The sequence below is a fragment of the Thioalkalivibrio sp. HL-Eb18 genome (assembly GCF_000364985.1).
In the GTDB taxonomy this organism is placed as follows: Bacteria; Pseudomonadota; Gammaproteobacteria; order Ectothiorhodospirales; family Ectothiorhodospiraceae; genus Thioalkalivibrio.
The window spans coordinates 32,176-53,022 of the sequence record NZ_KB822962.1; the positions used below are offsets into that span (position 1 = coordinate 32,176).

General features: G+C 67.1%; 16 protein-coding genes. 14 read left to right on the top strand and 2 right to left on the bottom strand.

Annotated features, from left to right (window positions below; genetic code table 11):
* Positions 1 to 25: 25 nt before the first annotated feature.
* Positions 26 to 619, bottom strand: a complete 594-nt coding sequence (locus tag F813_RS0102935; protein WP_012983867.1) for a PilZ domain-containing protein — start codon at positions 617 to 619, stop codon at positions 26 to 28.
* A gap of 352 nt (positions 620 to 971) precedes the next feature.
* Here F813_RS0102935 and F813_RS0102940 point away from each other — a divergent pair, with 352 nt between their 5' ends.
* The 14 genes from F813_RS0102940 to F813_RS0103005 all read left to right on the top strand — a co-directional run bounded on the left by F813_RS0102940 (position 972) and on the right by F813_RS0103005 (position 18,842).
* Entirely contained in the window at positions 972 to 2,528 is a 1,557-nt protein-coding gene (locus tag F813_RS0102940) for an XrtA system polysaccharide chain length determinant (RefSeq protein WP_012983868.1), read from the top strand.
* Between the two features lie 117 nt (positions 2,529 to 2,645).
* Positions 2,646 to 3,539: an XrtA-associated tyrosine autokinase gene (locus F813_RS0102945; protein ID WP_012983869.1), complete on the top strand. Its 894-nt coding sequence runs from the start codon at positions 2,646 to 2,648 to the stop codon at positions 3,537 to 3,539.
* A gap of 73 nt (positions 3,540 to 3,612) precedes the next feature.
* Positions 3,613 to 5,070: a TIGR03016 family PEP-CTERM system-associated outer membrane protein gene (locus F813_RS0102950; RefSeq protein WP_026148118.1), complete on the top strand. Its 1,458-nt coding sequence runs from the start codon at positions 3,613 to 3,615 to the stop codon at positions 5,068 to 5,070.
* 2 nt (positions 5,071 to 5,072) lie between these two features.
* Entirely contained in the window at positions 5,073 to 6,134 is a 1,062-nt protein-coding gene (locus F813_RS0102955; RefSeq protein ID WP_012983871.1) for an XrtA/PEP-CTERM system-associated ATPase, read from the top strand.
* Positions 6,135 to 6,150: 16 nt separating this feature from the next.
* Positions 6,151 to 7,059 carry an XrtA system polysaccharide deacetylase gene (locus F813_RS0102960; RefSeq protein WP_012983872.1) on the top strand — a complete coding sequence of 303 codons (909 nt, stop codon included), beginning with the start codon at positions 6,151 to 6,153 and terminating at the stop codon, positions 7,057 to 7,059.
* On the top strand, positions 7,043 to 8,113 hold the full coding sequence (locus F813_RS0102965; RefSeq protein WP_017925499.1) for a FemAB family XrtA/PEP-CTERM system-associated protein: 1,071 nt from the start codon (positions 7,043 to 7,045) through the stop codon (positions 8,111 to 8,113). The genes F813_RS0102960 and F813_RS0102965 overlap by 17 nt, the downstream gene beginning before the upstream one ends.
* A gap of 43 nt (positions 8,114 to 8,156) precedes the next feature.
* Positions 8,157 to 9,398 (top strand): TIGR03087 family PEP-CTERM/XrtA system glycosyltransferase, encoded by a 1,242-nt coding sequence (locus F813_RS0102970; RefSeq protein WP_017925500.1) that lies wholly within the window; start codon positions 8,157 to 8,159, stop codon positions 9,396 to 9,398.
* Entirely contained in the window at positions 9,395 to 10,939 is a 1,545-nt protein-coding gene (gene xrtA, locus F813_RS0102975) for an exosortase A (protein WP_017925501.1), read from the top strand. The genes F813_RS0102970 and xrtA overlap by 4 nt, the downstream gene beginning before the upstream one ends.
* The gene (locus F813_RS0102980) at positions 10,936 to 12,171 is read left to right on the top strand and encodes a TIGR03088 family PEP-CTERM/XrtA system glycosyltransferase (protein WP_017925502.1); all 1,236 of its coding nucleotides are present in this window, start codon (positions 10,936 to 10,938) and stop codon (positions 12,169 to 12,171) included. Before xrtA ends, F813_RS0102980 begins: the two co-directional genes overlap by 4 nt.
* 1 nt (position 12,172) lies before the next feature.
* Complete coding sequence (locus F813_RS0102985) at positions 12,173 to 14,104, top strand: XrtA/PEP-CTERM system amidotransferase (protein ID WP_017925503.1); 1,932 nt, start codon at positions 12,173 to 12,175, stop codon at positions 14,102 to 14,104.
* A gap of 2 nt (positions 14,105 to 14,106) precedes the next feature.
* On the top strand, positions 14,107 to 15,054 hold the full coding sequence (locus F813_RS0102990) for a class I SAM-dependent methyltransferase (RefSeq protein ID WP_017925504.1): 948 nt from the start codon (positions 14,107 to 14,109) through the stop codon (positions 15,052 to 15,054).
* A complete protein-coding gene (locus F813_RS0102995; protein WP_012983879.1) occupies positions 15,051 to 16,268 on the top strand; it encodes a TIGR04063 family PEP-CTERM/XrtA system glycosyltransferase in 1,218 nt (405 codons plus the stop codon). Before F813_RS0102990 ends, F813_RS0102995 begins: the two co-directional genes overlap by 4 nt.
* Positions 16,258 to 17,493: a glycosyltransferase gene (locus F813_RS0103000; protein WP_012983880.1), complete on the top strand. Its 1,236-nt coding sequence runs from the start codon at positions 16,258 to 16,260 to the stop codon at positions 17,491 to 17,493. The genes F813_RS0102995 and F813_RS0103000 overlap by 11 nt, the downstream gene beginning before the upstream one ends.
* Before the next feature lie 2 nt (positions 17,494 to 17,495).
* Positions 17,496 to 18,842, top strand: coding sequence for a phenylacetate--CoA ligase family protein (locus F813_RS0103005; RefSeq protein WP_017925505.1), 1,347 nt, complete (start codon positions 17,496 to 17,498; stop codon positions 18,840 to 18,842).
* Here the strand turns inward: F813_RS0103005 and F813_RS0103010 are convergent.
* On the bottom strand, positions 18,836 to 20,548 hold the full coding sequence (locus F813_RS0103010) for an asparagine synthetase B (protein ID WP_017925506.1): 1,713 nt from the start codon (positions 20,546 to 20,548) through the stop codon (positions 18,836 to 18,838). The two genes, F813_RS0103005 and F813_RS0103010, sit on opposite strands and share 7 nt — an antisense overlap.
* Positions 20,549 to 20,847 lie beyond the last annotated feature (299 nt).

The window sequence follows — 20,847 nt, forward strand, 5'->3', positions numbered from 1 at the left end:
GCCCCCCGAGCACGGCCCCATCGGTTCAGGCCGTGGTGTCGATGCGGTGACCCGGGCGGTTGCGCCTGAGAAAGCGCAGGCCCAGCCCCACCCGGCGATCGGAAACCACAACGGCATCGAAGGTCCCGGCGGTCGGGAGCACCAGCTGCAAGGTGGTCTCAGGCGGCAGGTACGGGTACTGCCCGACCAGCACAATCCGCGCGCCACCCCGCGAAAGATCCATCAGGCGGCACTTGCGCCACTCCTTTCGGATGCCGATCTCGGTCAGCAGATTGACCGCATACCTCGGCCAGCACCGCTGCTCGGGCCGGCCGGGTGTCATGCGCCCGTAGCGCCAGGCGAATGCGGCCGACCAGTGCCGTGGGTTCGGCGAGCAGGCGTAGAGATCGGCCTGATCCGGATCCGCGACCGGGGGTTCCCCGAGCCGGTCGATTACGGCCTCCACCAGCTGTCCGGCCCAGGACTCGTACTCCTCGTCACTAGCGCTGAACCGGTGGAGCTGTCGGTAGATGTCGTTCATCAGCGCGAGACGCTCGCTCCAGTTCCGCTTGAGCATGGCGGGATGCCAAAACTCCGCCAGGTTCTGCGCGAGGCTTCTCTGGCTCAGATCGTCGTCCATTTGAGAATCCCTCCCAACTGCAACGCCACCCCCGCCGCAGCCGTTTCGAGCCTAATCGAACAAACCCCAGCAAACTGCGTACCAGTTAACGTAAACCCCTGATCCGTTATAAAACCGCGAAAATTTATTAGAAAACTCAGCTTCAAAACTTTTTCAGGTGTAAACATTCTCGACATCTGTAGACAAGGGAAAACAAACGATCTTCAATAGCCCTAGACGTCTCCCGGGTGGGGTCCAGGCAAGGTGACAAAAGGGCTTTGCGGGGAACCCTTTTACTGGAGAACCGTTACTCCGTTCTAAGACCCGCAAGGCGGCATTGAGCGTCAAAGGGTTCAACAGGGGGCCGCAAGGAATGGAAAAGATTGTTCAGGATTTTGTTCAGCGGGCACGCGCCACATGGCGCCGTCGCTGGTGGATTCTGCCGATTGCCTGGATTGTGTGTCTGGGCGGATGGGCTTACATCCAGAGCCTTCCGGATACCTATCAGGCTAATGCGCAGGTATTCGTAAACACCCAGTCCGTACTGAATCCGCTGCTGCGCGGGATGACGGTGCGTCCGGATACAGAGGAGCGGCTGCGGATGGTGACGCGCACTCTGCTCAGCCGCGACAACCTGGAAACCATCGCCCAGCAAAGCGACCTGGACGTCTACATGGGCAGTGCCGACCTCGACGCACAGGTCAACCTGCTGCGCGGCAGGCTGACCCTGGACGGCGAACGGCGCGAAAACATCTTCACTGTGCGTTTTCGCCACAGCAATCCTGACGTCGCCGAGCGCGTGGTCCGCGAGACGGTGAATCTGTTCATGGAGCGCGGCCTGGGCGACTCGCGCCTGGACCTGAGCACCTCGCAGCGATTCATTGAGCGTCAGCTCGAGACCTACGAGCGCCAGCTGCAGGCCAGGGAAGCCGAGATCGAAGACTTCAAGCGGCAGAACGCGCGGTTTATCAGCGGCGACGGCAACTTCTACTCGCGCCTGGAGCGCGGCCGCGAACAGGTGGCTCAGGCAGAGCTGCAACTGCGCGAGGCGCACAGCCGCCTGGCCGCGTTACAGCGCCGTGCCGAGGAAAGCCGGTCGGGCGGAGGCACGGTCAGGGCGCAGTACCGCAACCCCGAGCTGGACCGGCGGATTAACGACCTGCAGGAAAACATCGATGCCATGCGGCATCGCTACACCGACGACCATCCCGACATCGTTGCCGCAAGGCGCATCCTCTCGGAGCTGGAAGAACGCCGCTCGCGCGAAGCCGCCGACTACGCCCGCAACCCAGCGGTGGTCCCCATTGGGGGCACCGGGGGTGGCGACTCGCTGCAGGCCGCGATCACCGAGGCCGAGAGCGAGATCGCGATGCTGGAGACCCGCATCGAGGAGTTCCAGGCGCGGGTCGCGCGGCTGGAACAGGATGTCGACCGCGCCCCGGCCGTGGAGTCGGAGCTGACCGCGCTGACGCGCAACTACGACGTGCTGCGCGACTCCTACCGCCAGCTCCAGAGCCGCCGCGAGCAGGCGATCATGTCCGGCGCGGTGGAGTCGGAGACCGACTCGGTCGATTTCCGCGTCCTTGAACCGCCGCGCCGACCGACGGCCCCCTCGGCACCCGATCGCCCACTGATGGCCACCGGCATCCTGCTGGTCGGCCTGGGCGCGGGAACGGGCTTCGCCTTCCTGCTTTCGCAGCTGCGGCGGACGATCAACAGCCGACGACAGCTTGCGGAAATCGCCGGTCGCCCGGTTCTGGGCACCCTCTCGGCCGTACGCACACCCCAGATACGGCGCCGCCGCAGGCTGGAGCTATCGGCCTTTTCGATCGCCCTGGCCACACTCCTGCTGGTGTATGCCGTGGTCATGGGTCTTTACCTCACCGGATCGGCCGGTGTTCTCGACGAACTGCTGAGCCTGTTGCGATGAACAGCCGCGGCCATCGGCCCGGCGTGTCGCATGCGAGTCATCACGGACCGGGATGCATTTGTTCCATGGAGGCGCGGGTCTTGCAGGCCGGCGCCCGGCAAGGGGAGCCAGACGCTCATGAGCATCATTGAAAAAGCCCTCGACAAGAGCCGGTCGGCTCCCATACACCCCCTTGCTACCGACGCAGCATCCGGGCAGCCGGACCGGGAGACGGGGATCCCGGAGGCCCCGGCATCCGGGCACGGCGAGCACCCGGAGGCGGCCCGCATCGACTTCGGGCAGCTGCGGCGGCAGGGGCTGATCGTGCCCGGCGACCAGCGCTCCACCCTGGCCGAAGAGATCCGCATGATGAAGCGGCCGCTTTTGAACAATGCCTTCGGGCGCCATTCCGCCATGCGGATACCGCGCGGTCGGCTGATCATGGTGACCAGCTCGCTGCCACGCGAGGGCAAGACCTTTCTGACCACCAACCTGGCGATCAGCATGGCGATGGAGGTCGACCGCACGGTCTTGCTGGTCGACGCCGATGTGGCCCAGCCCACGATCCCGAAGGTCCTCGGCTTCAAGGCCGAGCGCGGGCTGATGGATGTCCTGACGGATCCGGACCTCGGCATCCCGGATGTCCTGATGCGGACCAACATCGAGAATCTCTCGGTGCTGCCCGCCGGGCGCCCGCATGGGCGATCCACCGAGATCCTGGCCAGTGACGGGATGCGAGCCTTGCTGGACGAACTCCACGACCGCTATCAGGACCGCATCATCCTGTTCGACTCCCCGCCACTACTGGCCACCAGCGAGCCAGGCGTGCTGGCCGCCGGGATGGGGCAGGTCGTGATGGTGGTCGACGCCGAGCGTACCCCGGCCGCATCGGTGGAGAACGCGATGCAGCAGCTCGCCAGTTGCGACGTGGTCCTGACCGCACTCAACCGTGCGCCCTCCACCCCGGGGCTTGGCTACGGCACGGGCTACTACCACGACCGCCCGTACGGGGAGGTGAGCCATGAGCACTAACCAGGGACGGGTGCGGGCCACACACCGCAAGGAGGCTCCGGCACGGAACGACCGGGCGATCTGTCTGATCGCCGTGCTGGGCGGCTGCACGCTGGCGCTGCCCGCCTCGGGCCTGGCCACCGAATGGGACTTCACGCCGCGGGTCACGGTGGGGGTGGAGGCGACCGACAACGTCCGCCTGGCCCCCCGCGGGCAGGAGGATGCGGACTTGATCGGGCATGCGCGCCCCGGCTTCACCCTGCGTCGGGACGGCGCGCGCAATGACACCCGCGTGGACTACCAGCTGAACCATCGCACCCACCTGTCCGAGTCGAGCGAAGACCGCACGACCCACATGCTGCGCGCCCGCAACCAGACCGAGGTCATCGAAGACACGCTCTTTGTCGACGTGACGGCCTCGCGCCGGGAGCAGGCCACCTCGCTGCTGGATCCGGTCGGCATTGGCGGCAGCACGCCGCGCAGCAATATCGAGGAGACCTCGTACTACAGCGTGTCGCCCAACCTGCAAAACGAGTTTGGTGGCTTTGCCCGTCAGGACATCCGCTACACCTACGACGAGCGGCACTATCACCGCAGCAACCGGGCCAGCAGCACGGGCAACCGGGCGGAGTACACCCTGGACAGCGGCCCCATGTTTGATCGCGTGTTCTGGCAACTGGCGGGTTTCTACGACCGCCTGAAGTACGAAGACGGACTCGAGGGCGAATTCAGCGAGATCAGCGCGACCCTCGGGTACAACATTGGCCGCACCCTGCGTGTGTTCGGCGTCGTGGGCGAGGAGTTCAACGACTACGAAACCCTGCGCGACGAAAACGACGGCAGCTTCTGGGAGGTCGGTGTCGGCTGGACCCCGACACCGGTGACCTCCGTCGAGGCCCGTTATGGCGAACGCTTCTTCGGCAAGACGCGCGCCCTCAGCGCGACGCACCGCAGCCGCCGGGCCAGCTACGGTGTCAGCTACAGCGAGGGGATCACCTCCACGCGTGATCGGCGTGACTTCCAGTTCTTCGACGTTTCCCAACTGGCCGAACTGGAAGGCATGACGATCGAGGAGGTGTTCGACCAGTACACCTTCGAGGAGCTCCAGTTGCTGTTCGCGAGCGCATTGGTCACGCAAGAAGCGCTGATCGAGGGGTTCTATCTGACGCGCAGTGCCCGCGCGAACTGGCGCTACGACACCGGCCTTAGTGTATTTGGGGTCACCGCCTACCAGACCCGGCGTGAGGCGGAATTCCAGATCGGGGAGGGTCTGTTCGAGGACGACAATCGCCGCACCGGCGTAATCGCCTTCTGGGAGCTGACGCTGGGGCCGCGCACCACCACGGAGCTGAGCTCCGGGGTCTCGCGCACGGAGTTTCTGGGCAGCGACCGTGAAGACGACTTCTTCTACTTCCGCGCCAGCCTGAACCGCCAGTTTGCTCCGGACCTGCGGGGCAGCCTGTCCTATCGCTATCAGCAGCGCGATTCGAACAGCCAGCTCAACGAGTACCGGGAAAACTCGATCCTCGCGCTGATCACCAAGGAGTTCTGAGCATGTACGAGAACTTCTACGGGCTGCAGGGCAAGCCATTCGCCCTCAGCCCGGACCCGAAATTCTTCTACGCCAGCAAGGGCCATCGGCGAGCCATGGCCTACCTCGAATACGGCGTACAGCAGCAGGAGGGCTTCATCGTCATCACCGGCGAGGTCGGGGCCGGCAAGACGACCCTGGTGCGCAGCCTGTTCGAGACCCTCGGCACCAAGCGGGTACTCGCGGCACAGCTGGTCAGCACCCAGCTGGATGCCGAAAACCTGCTGCGCTCGGTGTGCCTGGCCTTTGGCCTGGAAGGGACGGGCGACGACAAGGCCAGCCAGCTGCGCCACATGGAGCGGTTCCTGCTGAACACACGTTCACGCGGGCAGCGCGCGCTCCTGGTCGTGGACGAGGCGCAGAACCTCGGCATGGATGCGGTGGAAGAGCTGCGCATGCTGTCCAATTTTCAGGGCATTGACGGGCCACTGCTGCAGAGCTTCCTGCTGGGCCAGCCCGAGTTTCGCGACATCCTGCGCAGCGAAAACATGCAGCAGCTACGCCAGCGGGTGATCGCCACCTATCACCTGGGCCCGATGGACGAGAGCGACACGCGGGCCTACGTCGAACACCGCCTTTCACGCGTGGGTTGGGAGGGGACACCCCACTTTGCCACCGATATCTGGCCGGTGATCCATGAGTTCACCGGCGGCATCCCGCGCAAGGTGAACACCCTTTGCGACCGCCTGCTGCTGATGGGATACCTCGAGGAGCGCTACGACCTCGACGCCGACGAGGCCCGCCGGGTAATCGACGAGATCGAGGAGGACTTTGGCGCACAGCAGGAAACGGTCACAGCGGAACCTGGCAACGCCATCAATGGCGTGATCGATAGCGAACGCGCCGTTGCCAACGAGCTGGCCCTGATCCGTCTGGAGGACAGCTACGAGGCGATGGAAAAACGCCTGGACCGGATCGAACACGCCCTGGCAATCAACTACCGGCAGTCGCAGCGCATCCTCGACGCCCTGGACTCGCTGAACAGGTTCTCGGACCTCAATCACAAGGAGGTCGCCCGGCACTAGTGCCGGCGAAACCGCCATGCCGTCCGCTCCGCCTCCCGTGTCCAATGCCTTGACGGTCGATGTAGAAGACTACTTTCAGGTCTCGGCGCTGGCACCGCATTTCCCGAGGCATTGCTGGGACAGCCAGGAGTGTCGTGTGGAATACAACCTCGAGCGGATCCTGGCGCTATTCGATCATCACCGGGTGCGCGCGACCTTCTTTACCCTCGGCTGGATCGCCGAGCGCTACCCCCAGGCGGTTCGCCGGATCGTCGACGCCGGACACGAGCTGGCCAGCCACGGTTACGGGCACCAGCGGGTGACCGAACTGGAGCCTCAGGCATTTCGCGCGGATATCGTCCGCGCCAAGGCCATCCTGGAAGACATCGCCGGCGTCGAGGTGCGCGGCTATCGCGCCCCCAGCTTCTCGATCGGCGAGGGCAACCTGTGGGCACTCGACCTGCTGGCCGAGACGGGGCACACCTACAGCTCGAGCATCTATCCGGTACAGCACGATCACTACGGCACGCCGACTGCGCCGCGTCACCCCTATCGTCCACGGGGCCCTCAGGGCGTGCTGGAACTGCCCCCGGCCACCCTGCGCGTGGCTGGCCGCAATCTGCCGGCGGCCGGCGGCGGCTACTTTCGGCTGCTGCCCTATGCCGTCTCCCGCCAGGCACTGCGGAGGATCAACACCCGGGACGGCCTTTCCGGGGTGTTCTACTTCCACCCCTGGGAGATCGACCCCGGACAACCGCGTGTTCCCGGAGTGAGCACCAGGACGCGATTTCGTCACTACCTCAACCTGGGGCGTACGGAACGGCGGCTGCAGCGGCTGCTGCAGGACTTCCGCTGGGACCGCATGGACCAGGTGTTTGCCCACCTCCTCGCCAGCCCCGCGCCGCAATCCCCGACGACAGCGAACAGCCATGCTCAAGTCCACTGACCCGCGATCCACGACCACGCGCGCGGCCGCGCTGCGGGTCCAGGAGCTCACACCGGCCGATGTGGCCCGGTGGGATGCCTTTGTCGAGACCTGCCCGGTGGCGACGTTTTTCCATCGCGCGGGCTGGCAGACGGTCATCGAACAGGCCTTCGGGCACTCGACCCATTTCCTGTTGGCCGACGGCCCGAACGGGATCGAGGGAGTCCTGCCCCTGGCGCGCGTGCGCAGCGTGCTGTTCGGCCATTCCCTGGTTTCGCTGCCGTTCTGTGTGTACGGCGGCATCGCCGCGCGCACCGAAGAGGCCTTCGTGGCCCTGGACAACCGGGCCCGGGAACTCGCGCGGCAACACAAGGTGGATTATCTCGAGTACCGCCATATGGCACCCTACCACCCGGACCGGCCGACCAAGCACCTCTACGTGACCTTTCGCAAGGAGATGGCGAACGAGGTCGAAGAGAACCTGGAGGCGATCCCGCGCAAACAGCGGCGCATGGTGCGCAAGGGCATCAAGGCCGGGCTGGTCAGCGAGATCGACCAGGATATCGATCGCTTCTTCCCGATCTATGCGGCCAACGTGCATCGCATGGGGACCCCCGTGTTCAGCCGGCGCTACTTCCGCATCCTGCGCACCGTGTTCGGCGACGACTGCCGGATCCTGACCGTCACCGACGCGGGGACCCCTGTGGCCAGCGTGCTCAATTTCTACTTCCGCGACCAGGTCCTGCCCTACTACGGCGGCGGCACACCGCGCGCCCGCGAGGTGGCCGGGTATGACTTCATGTACTGGGAGGTGATGCGCCGGGCCTGCGAGTCGGGCCTGCGCATCTTCGATTATGGCCGCAGCAAGCGTGATACCGGGTCGTTCAGCTTCAAGAAGAACTGGGGCTTCGAGCCGCAGCCCCTGTACTACGAATACGACCTGGTGCGTGCCCGGACCATGCCCGACGTGAACCCGCTCAACCCGAAGTACCGCTACTTCATACAGGCGTGGCAGCGACTGCCGCTATCGGTAGCCAACCGCGTGGGGCCCTGGCTGTCCCGCAGTCTCGGCTAACACGGGTTTCTGAATTTCAACTGTGGCAACGGGTGAACCTGCAATGGATGCCGTTCTTTATCTGACCCATCGAATCCCGTGGCCGCCCAACAAGGGCGACAAGATTCGCTCGCACCATATCCTGCGCGATCTGACACGGCGCTATCGGGTCTACCTGGGCACCTTTATCGACGACCCGGCCGATGCGGCCTGCGTCGAAGAGCTGGAGCGCTGCTGCGCGGGCGTCTGCGTGCGCCCTCTCTCGCCGGGACGCGCGAAATGGCGCGCCCTGCGCGGCCTGCTGACACAGGAGCCGCTGACCCTGCCCTGGTATCGCGATGCGGCGCTGCAGCACTGGGTCAACCAGGTACTGGAGCAGCAGGAGATCACCCGTGCGCTGGTGTTCTCCTCGGCAATGGCGCAATACCTGCCGCACCGGGCCGGCCTGACGCGAGTGGTGGACTTCGTGGATGTCGACTCCGACAAGTGGACCCAGTACGCCGCCAGCAAGCCCTGGCCGATGAGCGCGATCTACCGCCGCGAGGGCCGTCAGCTGTTGCGTTATGAACGGCAGGTCGCGGCGCGCAGCGAGGCCAGCCTGTTCGTATCACCGGACGAGGCCGCGACGTTTCGGGCCCTGGCGCCGGAAAGTGCCGAGCGGGTACATGCACTGAACAATGGCGTGGATGCGGCGTACTTCGACCCGCAGCAGATCCCGCAGAAAAGCCCCTACCCGGATCATGTCCAGCCGATCGTGTTCAGCGGGGCCATGGATTACTGGCCGAACGTGGAGGCGGTGGTCTGGTTCGCTGAATCCGTCCTGCCACGCATTCGCCAGGTTCATCCGGATGTGCGTTTTTACATTGTCGGCAGTCGGCCGGCGCCGGAGGTCCGCGAACTGGAGCGCCAGCCGGGCGTCGAGGTCGTGGGACCGGTGGAGGACATGCGCCCCTGGCTCGGCGGCGCCGCGGTCTCGGTGGCGCCCCTGCGGATCGCGCGCGGGGTCCAGAACAAGGTGCTCGAGGCCATGGCGCTGGCGCGGCCGGTCGTGGCCTCCCCGCAGGCGCTCGAGGGGATCACCGCCGTACGCAACGACGAGGTGATCGAGGCCGATACTGACCCCGAGGTGTTTGCCCGCGCGGTCCTGCAGTGCCTGGAACAGCCCGATCCCGGGATGGCCGCCCGCGCCCGCCGACGCATCACCACGGACTACGACTGGGGCCGCAACCTCGCGTGCCTGCACGACTATCTCGAGAGCGGGCTGGCGCATGAGAGCGAGGCCATCGCCTCCCGGGGGGATGCATGAGCACGCCGGCCACCGTGATGTCCCAGCCGCTGGTGCAGCGGTGGTGGGCTCCCGTACTGGCGCTGGCCGCCCTGATTGCGACCACGCTGATCGTGTTCGCGCCCACCTTCGTCTCGATGGTGGATACCTGGGCGCGTTCGGATACCTTCGCGCACGGGTTCCTGGTCGTGCCGATCGTCCTGTTTCTGGTCTATCTCAAGCGCGACGAACTGGCAGCCGTATCGCCCCGCCCCTATCCCCTGGCGCTGGTACCGATCGTGCTGCTGGGGCTTGCCTGGGTCATGGGCGAACTGGTGGATGTCATCTCGGTGCGCCAGTTTGCCGCGACCCTGATGATCCCCTTCCTGGTGTGGCTGGTCATGGGCACCGCGGTCGTGCGTATCCTGCAGTTTCCCCTGGCCTACCTGCTGTTCGCGGTCCCACTGGGTGAATTTCTGGTGCCGCCGCTGATGGACTTCACCGCGGAGTTCACCGTCGCGGCCGTGCAGCTGTCCGGGATACCGATTTACCGCGACGGCCTGCACTTCGAACTGCCAACCGGACGCTGGTCGGTGGTCGAGGCCTGCAGCGGCGTGCGCTATCTGATTGCGTCGGTCGCGCTGGGGACGCTGTACGCCTACCTGATGTACCGCAGCCTCTGGCGGCGGCTGGCGTTTGTCGGTGTCGCGATCATCGTCCCGATCATCGCCAATGGCCTGCGTGCCTACATGATCGTGATGATCGGGCACCTGAGCGACATGGAATATGCCGCGGGTGCCGACCACTTGCTCTACGGTTGGGTCTTCTTCGGTGTCGTGATCTTTCTGATGTTCTGGATCGGCGCCCTCTGGCGCGAGGATGGTACGGAAGAAGCCCCCGCCCGCCGCCCCCCCGCACCAGCCCAACAGACCGGGGCCATGGGCTTTGCTCACATGGCGGTGATCGCCGCGCTGGTGGTCACGCTGGGTCCCGTTTATGCCCACTGGATGGACACCCGGGATCTCGGCCCGGTACAGGGGCTGGGCACCGGGCCGGTCGTGCCTTCCGGGTGGACCGCCGTGCCCGCTGAGGAGCGGCCCGGCTGGCAACCCGGCTACCAGTTCATGCGTGCGGAGCGCGGGGGCTGGGTCGTGAACGATTCACAGGCCGCAGTCGGGATGCACGTAGGCTTCTACCGCGAACAGGCGCGCCACGGAAACATGCTCGGCTGGCACAACACGCTGGCGGGCCGGGAGCGGGCCGAGTGGAGCCAGACCCGCCGTGGCCAGGCGGAGGTCGCGGGCTATCCCGATCCGCAGCGGGTCCTGCTGCGCGGCCGCCAGCAGCAGATGGTGGCGTGGCAGTGGTACTGGGCGAACGGACATCTCACCACCCGGCCCTTCGAGGTCAAGGCCCGCGAGGCCGCGAGCCGGCTGCTGGGCGGGCGCGACGATGCCGCACTGATCGTGGTCTATGCCGAGTACCGAGACGACTTGCAGCCGGCAGAGGACGCAATGCGCGCCTATGTGGAGGCCGCGATGCCACAGGTGCTGGAACAGCTGCAGGACGTCAGCCAGCGATGAATACCCGGACACCCCAGGACAGCGCCGCCGACCCGCGCCCATGCGTGGCTCATGTCATCCATCGCCTGGATGTCGGCGGCATGGAGAACGGGCTGGTCAACCTGCTCAATCACATGCCCGCCGAGCGCTACCGGCACGCGATCATCTGCATGACCGACTACACGCGGTTCAGCGAGCGCCTGCAGCGGGAGGACGTCAGCCTGCATGCCCTGCACAAGCGCGAGGGCAAGGACTTCGGGGTGCATCGGCGCCTGTGGCGGCTGCTGCGCGAACTGCGGCCCGCGATCGTCCACACCCGCAATCTGGCCACGCTGGAGGGGCAGGTCACCGCCGCCCTGGCCGGCGTGCGCGCCCGGGTACATGGCGAGCATGGCTGGGATATTGCCGACCTCGATGGCTCCCGCGACAAGCATCGTTACATGCGACGGCTGGTGCGCCCCCTGGTCGGCCGGTACATCGCCCTGTCGCGCCATCAGATGGACTACCTGCAGCAACGGGTTGGTGTCGGAACCGAGCGGGTCGCGCACATCTGCAACGGGGTGGATACCGGACGCTTCCACCCGCGCGAGGGCACCCGCGCAGGCCCCTGGCCCCCGGGCTTTGCCGGCCCGGAGGCCATCGTGATCGGGAGCGTGATGCGGATGCAGGCGGTGAAGGCCCCACTGGATCTGGTGGAGGCATTCATCGCCTTGCGCGAAAACGCCCCAGTGCCCTTCGACCGTCTTCGCCTGGTGATCGTGGGAGACGGCCCGCTGAGGGAACAGGCCCGCCAGCGTCTGGAGGCCGCCGGGGTCGCGCAACAGGCATGGCTGCCGGGGGCCCGCGAGGATATCCCGCAGTGCCTGCGGGCGATGGACCTCTTTGTCCTCCCCTCGCTGGCCGAGGGGATCTGCAACACCATTCTCGAGGCCATGGCCTCCGGGCTCCCGGTGATCACAACCGACGTCGGCGGCAATCCTGACCTGGTGACCCCCGGAAAGACGGGGACCCTGGTCCCCGCAGGGGCGCCCGCTGCCCTCGCCGAGGCCATCCGTAATGCGCTCGCCAATCCGGATACCCGCAAGCGCATGGGACAGGCGGCCCGCATTCGCGCCGAGGCCGCGTTCAGCCTGGACGCCATGGTGGCCGGCTACCTCGGGGTCTACGACAGCCTGCTGGACAGGGCCAACGCCCGAACCCCCTCGGTTCGGGCGGGGGGCCGCCGGCGACAACACGAAACGATGGGACGCTGACATGTGCGGTATCGCCGGTATTTTCGATCTGAACGGGCGGCGCCCGATCGATCGCGCCTGCCTGGAGGGCATGAATGCGACCCAGTTCCACCGGGGCCCGGACGAAGGTGGAATCCACCTGGAACCGGGGGTCGGGCTGGCGCACCGACGCCTGTCCATCATCAACCTCAAGGGTGGCCAGCAGCCGCTGTTCAACGAGGACGGCAGCGTCGTCGTCACCTACAACGGCGAGATCTACAACTTCCCGGAGCTGACCCACGAACTTCAGCGGGCGGGCCATCGCTTTCGTACCCACTGCGATACGGAAGTCATCGTGCACGCCTGGGAGGAATGGGGCGAGGACTGCGTCCAGCGCTTTCGCGGGATGTTCGCCTTCGCCCTCTGGGATCGCCACACCCAGACCCTGTTTCTGGCGCGGGATCGCCTGGGCATCAAGCCGCTTTACTACAGCGAACTCCCGGATGGCCAACTGATCTTTGGCTCCGAGCTCAAGGTCCTGCTGGCCCATCCCGGGCAGACGCGCGAGCTCGACCCCTGCGCGGTCGAGGAATACTTCGCCTATGGCTATGTGCCCGAGCCGCGCAGCATTCTGTCCGGCGTCCACAAGCTGCCACCGGGACATACGCTGAGCGTACGCCGCAACCAGCGCTCCACCGCCAGTCCGCGCGCGTACTGGGACGTCCCCTTTGCGACAGCCACCCCCATCGGCATGTCGGAGGCGGCGGAGGAGCTGAGCGAACGCCTGCGCGAGGCCGTACGCATCCGCATGGTGGCCGAGGTGCCGCTGGGGGCCTTCCTGTCGGGAGGCGTGGATTCCAGCGCCGTGGTGGCGATGATGGCCGGGCTCTCCTCCGAGCCCGTGCGCACCTGCTCCATCGGCTTTGCCGACCCCGCCTATGACGAGTCACGCTATGCCCGGGAGGTCGCCGAGCGCTACGCAACGGACCACCACAACCGCGAGGTCGACCCCGATGACTTTGCCCTGCTGGAGCGTCTGGGCGATCTCTACGACGAGCCGTTTGCCGACAGCTCGGCCCTGCCGACCTACCGCGTCTGCGAGCAGGCCCGCCGACAGGTCGTGGTCGCGCTGTCCGGCGACGGGGGCGACGAAACCCTGGCGGGCTATCGCCGCTATCGGCACCACCTCGCCGAGGAACGCCTGCGCAACCCGCTGCCCCTGGGCCTGCGGCGCGTGCTGTTCGGCAGCCTGGCCCAGGTCTACCCCAAGGCGGACTGGGCCCCGCGCCCGCTGCGCGCTCGGGCGACCTTTCAGGCACTGGCACGGGATGCGGTCGAGGGCTACTTCCAGGGCGTGTCGGTGCTGCGCGACGAGCAGCGCAGCACGCTGTTCTCGTCCGCATTCCGCCGCGAGCTGCAGGGCTACGGGGCGGTCGAGGTGCTGCGCGCCCATGCCGGGCGGGCCCCGACCGATGACCCGCTCTCGCTGGTGCAGTACCTGGACCTCAAGACCTACCTCCCGGGCGACATCCTGACCAAGGTCGACCGCGCCAGCATGGCGCACTCGCTGGAGGTCCGCGTGCCGCTGCTGGATCACCCGCTGGTGGAGTGGGCCTCCACCCTCGCACCGGAACTGAAGCTGCGCGACGGCGAAGGCAAGGCGGTCCTGAAAAAGGCGATGGAGCCCTACCTGCCACACTCGATTCTCTATCGGCGCAAGCGGGGCTTCGCCGTACCCCTGGCCAACTGGTTCCGGGGACCATTACGCGAGGCGATGCACGAGCGGGTGCTGGGGGAGCAGATGCGTGATTCCGGGTTGTTCGACGAACGCACCCTCAGGCGTCTGGTCGACGAGCATGGCCGGGGCGCGCGCGATCACAGCGCGGCGCTGTGGTCATTGATGATGTTCCAGACCTTTCTGGACAAGGTGCAACCGACCAGCCCGCGCAGCGGCTGCGTCCTGCCTGGAGCCTAGCCATGTATGGACGCCACCCCGTTGCCGATGCCTCGCGTGCCACCCGCGCGATCCTCAGCAACCTCCTGGCCCGGGGCGCCCCCGGACTCTATGTGCGTCTGACCCAAGAGACCGGCCGTGGTCGGGGCGCGGAGACGGCGGAATCCGTGGCGCAGTACTTCACCACCTGTTTCTTCGACTACTTCGATCAGCTGGAGGTCCCGCCCGAGGCGATCGAGGACGCGCTTCGCGACAAGCACCTGCTGGAGTACGGGCCCGGCGACGTACCCGGCGTGGCCCTGCTGATGCTGGCCCATGGCGCGGCCCGGGTAACCTGCGTCGACCGCTTTGCACTGTCGCAGCGCAGTCCCTTTCAGCTGGAGGTCCTGCAGTGCCTGCTGGACGGCCTGGACCCCGAGGCGCGCGAACGGGCTGCAGCCTGCTTCGAGCACCCCGGCGATCCGGCCTCGGGGTTTCGCCGCGAGCGGCTGGAATACCGCGTGACCCGGGATGGACTGTCGGGCCTGAACGCCGACGTCGACCTGATCTATTCGCGCGCGGTGCTGGAACACGTCAACGACCTGGACGCGACCTTTCGCGACATGGCGAAGGCCCTGAAACCGGGGGCGCTGGCGGTCCACCAGGTGGACCTCAAGAGTCATGGCCTGCACCGCGAGAATCCGCTCGACTTTCTCACCTGGCCGGTCGGCCTGTGGCACTGGATGTATGCCGGCAAGGGGGTCCCGAACCGCTGGCGTCTGGACCGCTACCGGCAGGCGATCGAGAACACGGGGCTGGTGATACGGCATATCGAGTCCACGGCCGAGGCACTGGACGAGGATGTGGCTGCAGTGGCCCCTTATCTGGCCGCGCCGTTTCGCGGGCTCGACAAGGCCACGCTGCGCTGCCTGGGATTCTGGCTCGTGGTGACCCGACCGGCGCCGGGCGACGAAGCGAGGGCGGCGGCATGAAGATCCTCCACGTCCTCGACCACTCCATCCCGCTGCACAGCGGGTACACCTTTCGCACCGCGGCCATCCTGCGCGAACAGCACCGCAGGGGCTGGCAGACGTGTCACCTGACCAGCCCCAAGCATACCGGCGCCCAGACCGACGAGGAGACGATCGACGGCCTGCATTTCTACCGCACGACCTACAACCCGAGCGCGATCCCGGGGGTGGAACAATGGGGGTTGATGCAGGCACTGACCCAGCGGCTGACCCGCGTCGCCTGCCAGGTCGCACCCGACATCATCCATGCGCACTCGCCCGCGCTGAATGCCCTGCCGGCCCTGCGTGCCGGTCGCCGGCTGGGCATTCCGGTGGTCTACGAGGTGCGGGCATTCTGGGAGGACGCCGCGGTCGACCATGGCACCGCCCGCGAACATGGGCTGCGCTACCGCCTGACGCGAGAGCTGGAGACCTATGCCCTGAAGCGCGTGGGCCATGTCACCACCATCTGCGAGGGGCTGCGCCGCGACATCATCGCGCGCGGGATCCCGCCCGAACGGGTCACCGTGATCCCCAATGCGGTGGACGCGGATGACTTCCACCTGGGCGGTCAGCCCGACCCCGCCCTGAAGGCCCAACTGGGTCTGGGTGACGCCCGTGTGCTCGGCTTTCTCGGGTCCTTTTATGCCTACGAGGGACTGGATACCCTGCTCGAGGCCTGTCCGCTTATCCAGGCCCGGACGCCCGACGTCCGCATCCTGCTGGTCGGGGGCGGGCCGCAGGCCGAACGCCTGAAGGCCCAGGCCGAACGCCTCGGCATCCAGGACCGCGTCATCTTCACCGGGCGCGTCCCGCATCACCAGGTACAGCGCTACTACGACCTGGTCGACCTGCTCGTGTATCCACGCCATTCGATGCGCCTGACCGAGCTGGTCACGCCGCTGAAACCACTGGAGGCGATGGCCCAGGGGCGCCTGCTGGTGGCATCGGACGTGGGCGGCCACCGGGAACTGATCCGCGATGGCGAGACCGGCTGGCTGTTCCCCGCCGACAACCCCGAAGCCCTGGCCGCCCGGGTGCTGGCGACACTGGAGCACCCGGAACACTGGCCACGGGTGCGCGAGAACGGGCGGCGCTTCGTGGAACAGGAGCGCACCTGGGCGGCGAGTGTCGCTCGCTACCAGTCCGTCTACGACGGGCTGCGGGCCCGGCCGGAGGTGCTGCGTGCCGGATGAGCGGCGGCCACGTCTGATGGTCTTCACGCGCGTGTACCCGAACGCGGCACAGCCCAATCTGGGCTTGTTCGTGCGCGAGCGCATGCGCCGGGTCGCCGAACATCTGGATCTGGTCGTCGTCGCTCCGGCGCCCTGGTTCCCGTTCCAGAACTGGCTGGGGCGCCTGCGCCCGCACGCCCGACCGCCGCTGCCGGCCTTCGAGAGACAGGGTTCGATTCGCGTCTACCACCCCCGTTTCCTGTGTATCCCGGGCCTGTTCAAGTGGACCGACGGCTTCTTTCAGGCGCTCGGCAGTCTGCGCCTGATGCGTCGGCTGCAGCGCGAACTCGGCTTCGACGTGATCGATGCCCATTTCATCTATCCCGACGGGGTCGCCGCGCGCTGGCTGTCGCGCTGGTTGCACCACCCCTACACCATCACCCTGCGCGGCAGCCTGAACCGTTTCCGCGACCGGCCACTGCACCGGGGGCAGATTCGCCGGGCGCTGGAGGATGCGGCGCGGGTGTTCTCGGTGGCCAGCGCGCTGCGCGACGAGGCGCTGGACTGGGGCATCGAGCCCGATCATCTGCAGGTCGTGGGGAACGGGGCCGATCTCGACCGCTTCAAGCCGGAGGATCGGGCTCAAGCCCGGCAACGCCTGGGGCTGCCCGCCGAGGGGCGGTTCCTGATCTCCGTCGGCGGACTGTCCGAGCGCAAGGGCTTTCACCGCGTGATCGCAACCCTGCCGGAACTGCTGCAACAGCACCGGGATCTGCACCTGGTGATTGCCGGAGGCGGGACCCCCGAGGGCAACAACGAGGCCGAGCTGCGCCAGCAGGTCCAGTCCCTGGGGCTGCAGGACCGGGTATGGTTCCTCGGGCCCGTCGCGCCCGACGCGCTACGGTTCGTATACTCCGCGGGGGACTTGTTCGTGCTGGCCACGCGCTTTGAAGGCTGGGCGAATGTCTTCCTGGAGGCCTCGGCCTGCGGGCTGCCCATCGTCACCACGGATGTGGGGGGCAACGCCGAGGTCGTCGCCTCGGAGCAGGTGGGGCTGATCGTCCCGTACGGGGATCATGACGCACTGCGCGCGGCGATCCACGAGGCCCTGGGTCGCGAGTGGGACCGCGCGGCGATCCTGGCCCATGCGCGGGCGAATGACTGGCGGGTGCGGATTCCGGAACTGGTCGCGGCCTTCGAGACGATCGCCGGGCCCGTGGACCACCGCCTGCCAAGGCGCGCCTGAAGATGGGGCTGTACACCTCGCTGGTCGCGCATGGCGCGTTTCCCGTACACGAACGGCTGAAGGGGCACCCGACGGTGCCCCTGCGCAAGGCGCTGGAGGCGACCCAGTGGTGGGCACCCGCGGCGCTGGAGAACCTGCAGCTGACCCGCCTGCAGATCCTGCTCGAGCGCGTCGCACAACAGGTACCGTTCTATCGCCAGTGGTTTGCCGACCAGGACTGGTCACCCCGCGCACTGACGAGCCTTGCGGATCTGGAGCGCCTGCCGGTCATCGACAAGGCCGTGCTGCGCCAGGCAGGCGCCGGGTGGCGGGCCGAGGGGGCACAAGGCCTGGTCGCGCAACGTACCAGCGGTTCGACCGGCGAACCGCTGGCCTTCTGGCTGGGCCACGAACGCATTGCGATGGACATCGCCGCCAAGTGGCGCGCGACCCGCTGGTGGGGCGTCGACATTGGCGATCGCGAGCTGGTCCTGTGGGGCGCACCGAACGAGACCGACGTACAGAATCGCCTGCGGTCCTGGCGCGACCGCGTACTGCGCTCGCGCCTGGTCCCGGCCCGTGACCTCGACCGGGCACGGGTCGATGCCATCATTGACCAGATTCGCGAGTTCCGCCCGCGCATGATCTTCGGCTATCCCTCCGTACTGGCACGGGTCTGCGCACGCGCGCGGGAACAGGGGCGGTGCCTGGATGATCTGGGCATTCGGGTGGCCTTTACCACGTCGGAGGTCCTGCGCCCGGAATGGCGGGCGATCATCACCGACGTACTGGGCTGCGGGGTCGCGAACGAGTATGGCGGCCGGGATGCCGGCCTGATCGCACGCGAGTGCCCGCATGGCGGGCTGCACCTGACGGCCGAGGCGCTGATCGTCGAGATTCTGGACGATGCCGGCCGCCCGCTTCCGGCCGGCGCGACCGGACAGATCGTGGTCACCAACCTGATGGGCCCGGAGTATCCCTTCATCCGCTACCGTACCGGTGATCGTGGCGCGCTGGACCCCGCGCCCTGCCCCTGCGGGCGCGGCCTGCCGCTGCTGCGGGAGATCGAGGGCCGGGCCAACGACGGCCTGGTCGCGCTCGATGGCCGCTGGGTGCACGGCAGTCATTTCAACTACTGCCTGCGCGAGATCGCGGGGCTGCGCTCGTACAAGATCATCCAGCACGCGCCGGACCGGGTCGAGCTGTTGCTGGTCCTCGACGAGCCACTGGCCGAGGCCGTGGAGCAAGGCCTGCGGCGTGCCTTCACACAGGCCCTGGGGGAATCCCTGACGATGGAGATCCGCCAGGTCGAGGCGATCGCCCCGGAAGCCGGCGGCAAGCTCCGGCACGTGGTCTGCCGGGTTCAGTAACCGCCCGCCTGGGCGCGCGCTTCGGCCGGCATCTCGCTCGGCGGGGCGTGCAGCCAGAGATCCAGCATCATCAGCACCCACACCATGTCGCCGTAGTAGGCCGCGTGTCCGTCGCGGTGCAGCGCGATCAGTTCGTCGATGAACTGTGGCCGCAAAAAGCCCTGCCCCTTGAGGCGCAGCAGGCTGTCATAGGCCAGTTCGCGCAGTGGTGCGTGGTCGTGCATCCACACCCCGAAGGGCAGACCAAAGCCATGCTTCTTCTTGTCGATGATGGCGTCGGGCAGGAAGCCCTGCATCGCCTCCTTGTAGAAGTGGCGCAGCCGCTGCCCGCGCAGTTTCTGGTCAGACGGGATGCCCAGGGAAAACTCCACCACGTCGTCGTCCAGCATCGGAAAGACGACATCCACGCCGGCCAGCTCGCACATCCGAGTGACCTTGCGCAGGTCGTTGTCGGCCAGGGTCTGCTGCCAGTCCAGGTACATCATGCGGTTCAGCGACGAGGCGTGTGCCGGCTGGTCGTGGATCTCGCGCATCAAATCCCACGGGGCCCGGGTATCCACGGCCGCGAGAAAGTCCGGTTCGAACATCGCCGTGGGCGAGAGGTGGTACAGGTAGTTGTAGGTCTGCAGCCGATCGGGCAGCGGGATGCGCGCCTGCTCCACATAGCGGCGCGCCTTGCTCAGCCAGCCGGCCCCCTGGGGGATGCGGGTCGCCAGGGGTTCCAGCATGCCCTGGCGCAAGGGGCGCGGCAGGCGCTGCCAGTGCTCGAACAGGCCCTGCTTGGCATAGCGTGCGTTGCCGGCAAACAGCTCGTCGCCACCATCACCGGCCAGCAGCCGGGTCACGCCCGCCTGTGCCGCCATGCGGGCACAAAAATAGGCAGGCAGTGCCGAGGAGTTGCCAAAGGGCTCGTCATAACTGCCGGCAATCAGGGGGACGGCAGCGACGACATCGTCCGGCGTCACGTAGTACTCGTTCGCCTGGGTCGCAAAGTGCCGGGCCGCGATGCGGGCGTACTCCATCTCGTCGTAACCCGGGGCATCGAAACCGATGCTGAATGTCGGCGGCGGCTCGGGGGTGGTCTCGGCCAGGAGCCCGGCCACGGTCGAACTGTCCAGACCTCCGCTGAGAAAGGCCCCCGGCTTCGGCGTCTCCTGCTGCTGCTTGACGGCATTGCGCAGCTGATCCCGCAGGGCCGTGCCCATCTCGGCGGCATCGCCCATGCGCGCCTCGCGAAAATGCGGGACCCAGTACGACCTCACGCGGATGGTGTCCGCCTGGCGGTCCAGGTAGTGCGCGGCGCGCAGCTTCTCGACGCCCGCGAACACACTGACCGGTGCGGGCAGCATATGGAAGAAGAGGTAGTGATAAAGCCCCGAGGGGGTCGGCTCGCGGCTCAGACCGGGATAGCGAACCACACTGCCCGCAGTGGTCCCGAAGACTACCCCGCCCGGCACCGCCGCCCAGTGCAGCGAGGCCTGCCCCATACGGTCCACGCCCGCGAGCAGGCGCGGCCGCTGCGGGTCCAGGATCGCCACCACGAAATCCCCCGCCAGCTGGCTGAACAGGGCATCGCCGAAACGCCGGTAGGCGTCCAGCAAGGCATGTCCGGGCGACTGCTCCAGCGCCAGGCGCTGCAGGCCGCGCTCCCGCCACCGGGGGTGGCCGGCGATGGCCGCGATCAGCCCATCCGGGGCCTGGGCCACCCAGCCGCCCTGGACCAGACACCCGCCCCGGGGGCCATCACAGCGCGCACTGGACTCACCCGGGACCGAAGGGAGCCCGGCCTCCTGCAGGCCGAGGACATCGCCCGCCGCCTCCCTGGGCGACCCAAACCATCCACATAGTCCCGCCATTGGCCTTCCTGTCGCCTTCGGTGGCGTTCAAACGCCCGCCTGTGATGGCGTCCGTGGGCATGCCGATATATACATTTCCGCGTTTGCCTTACAGCAAACAAAAATGCCGGCAAAAGTTAAAACTCAATGATGGAGGGACTGCCGACCAC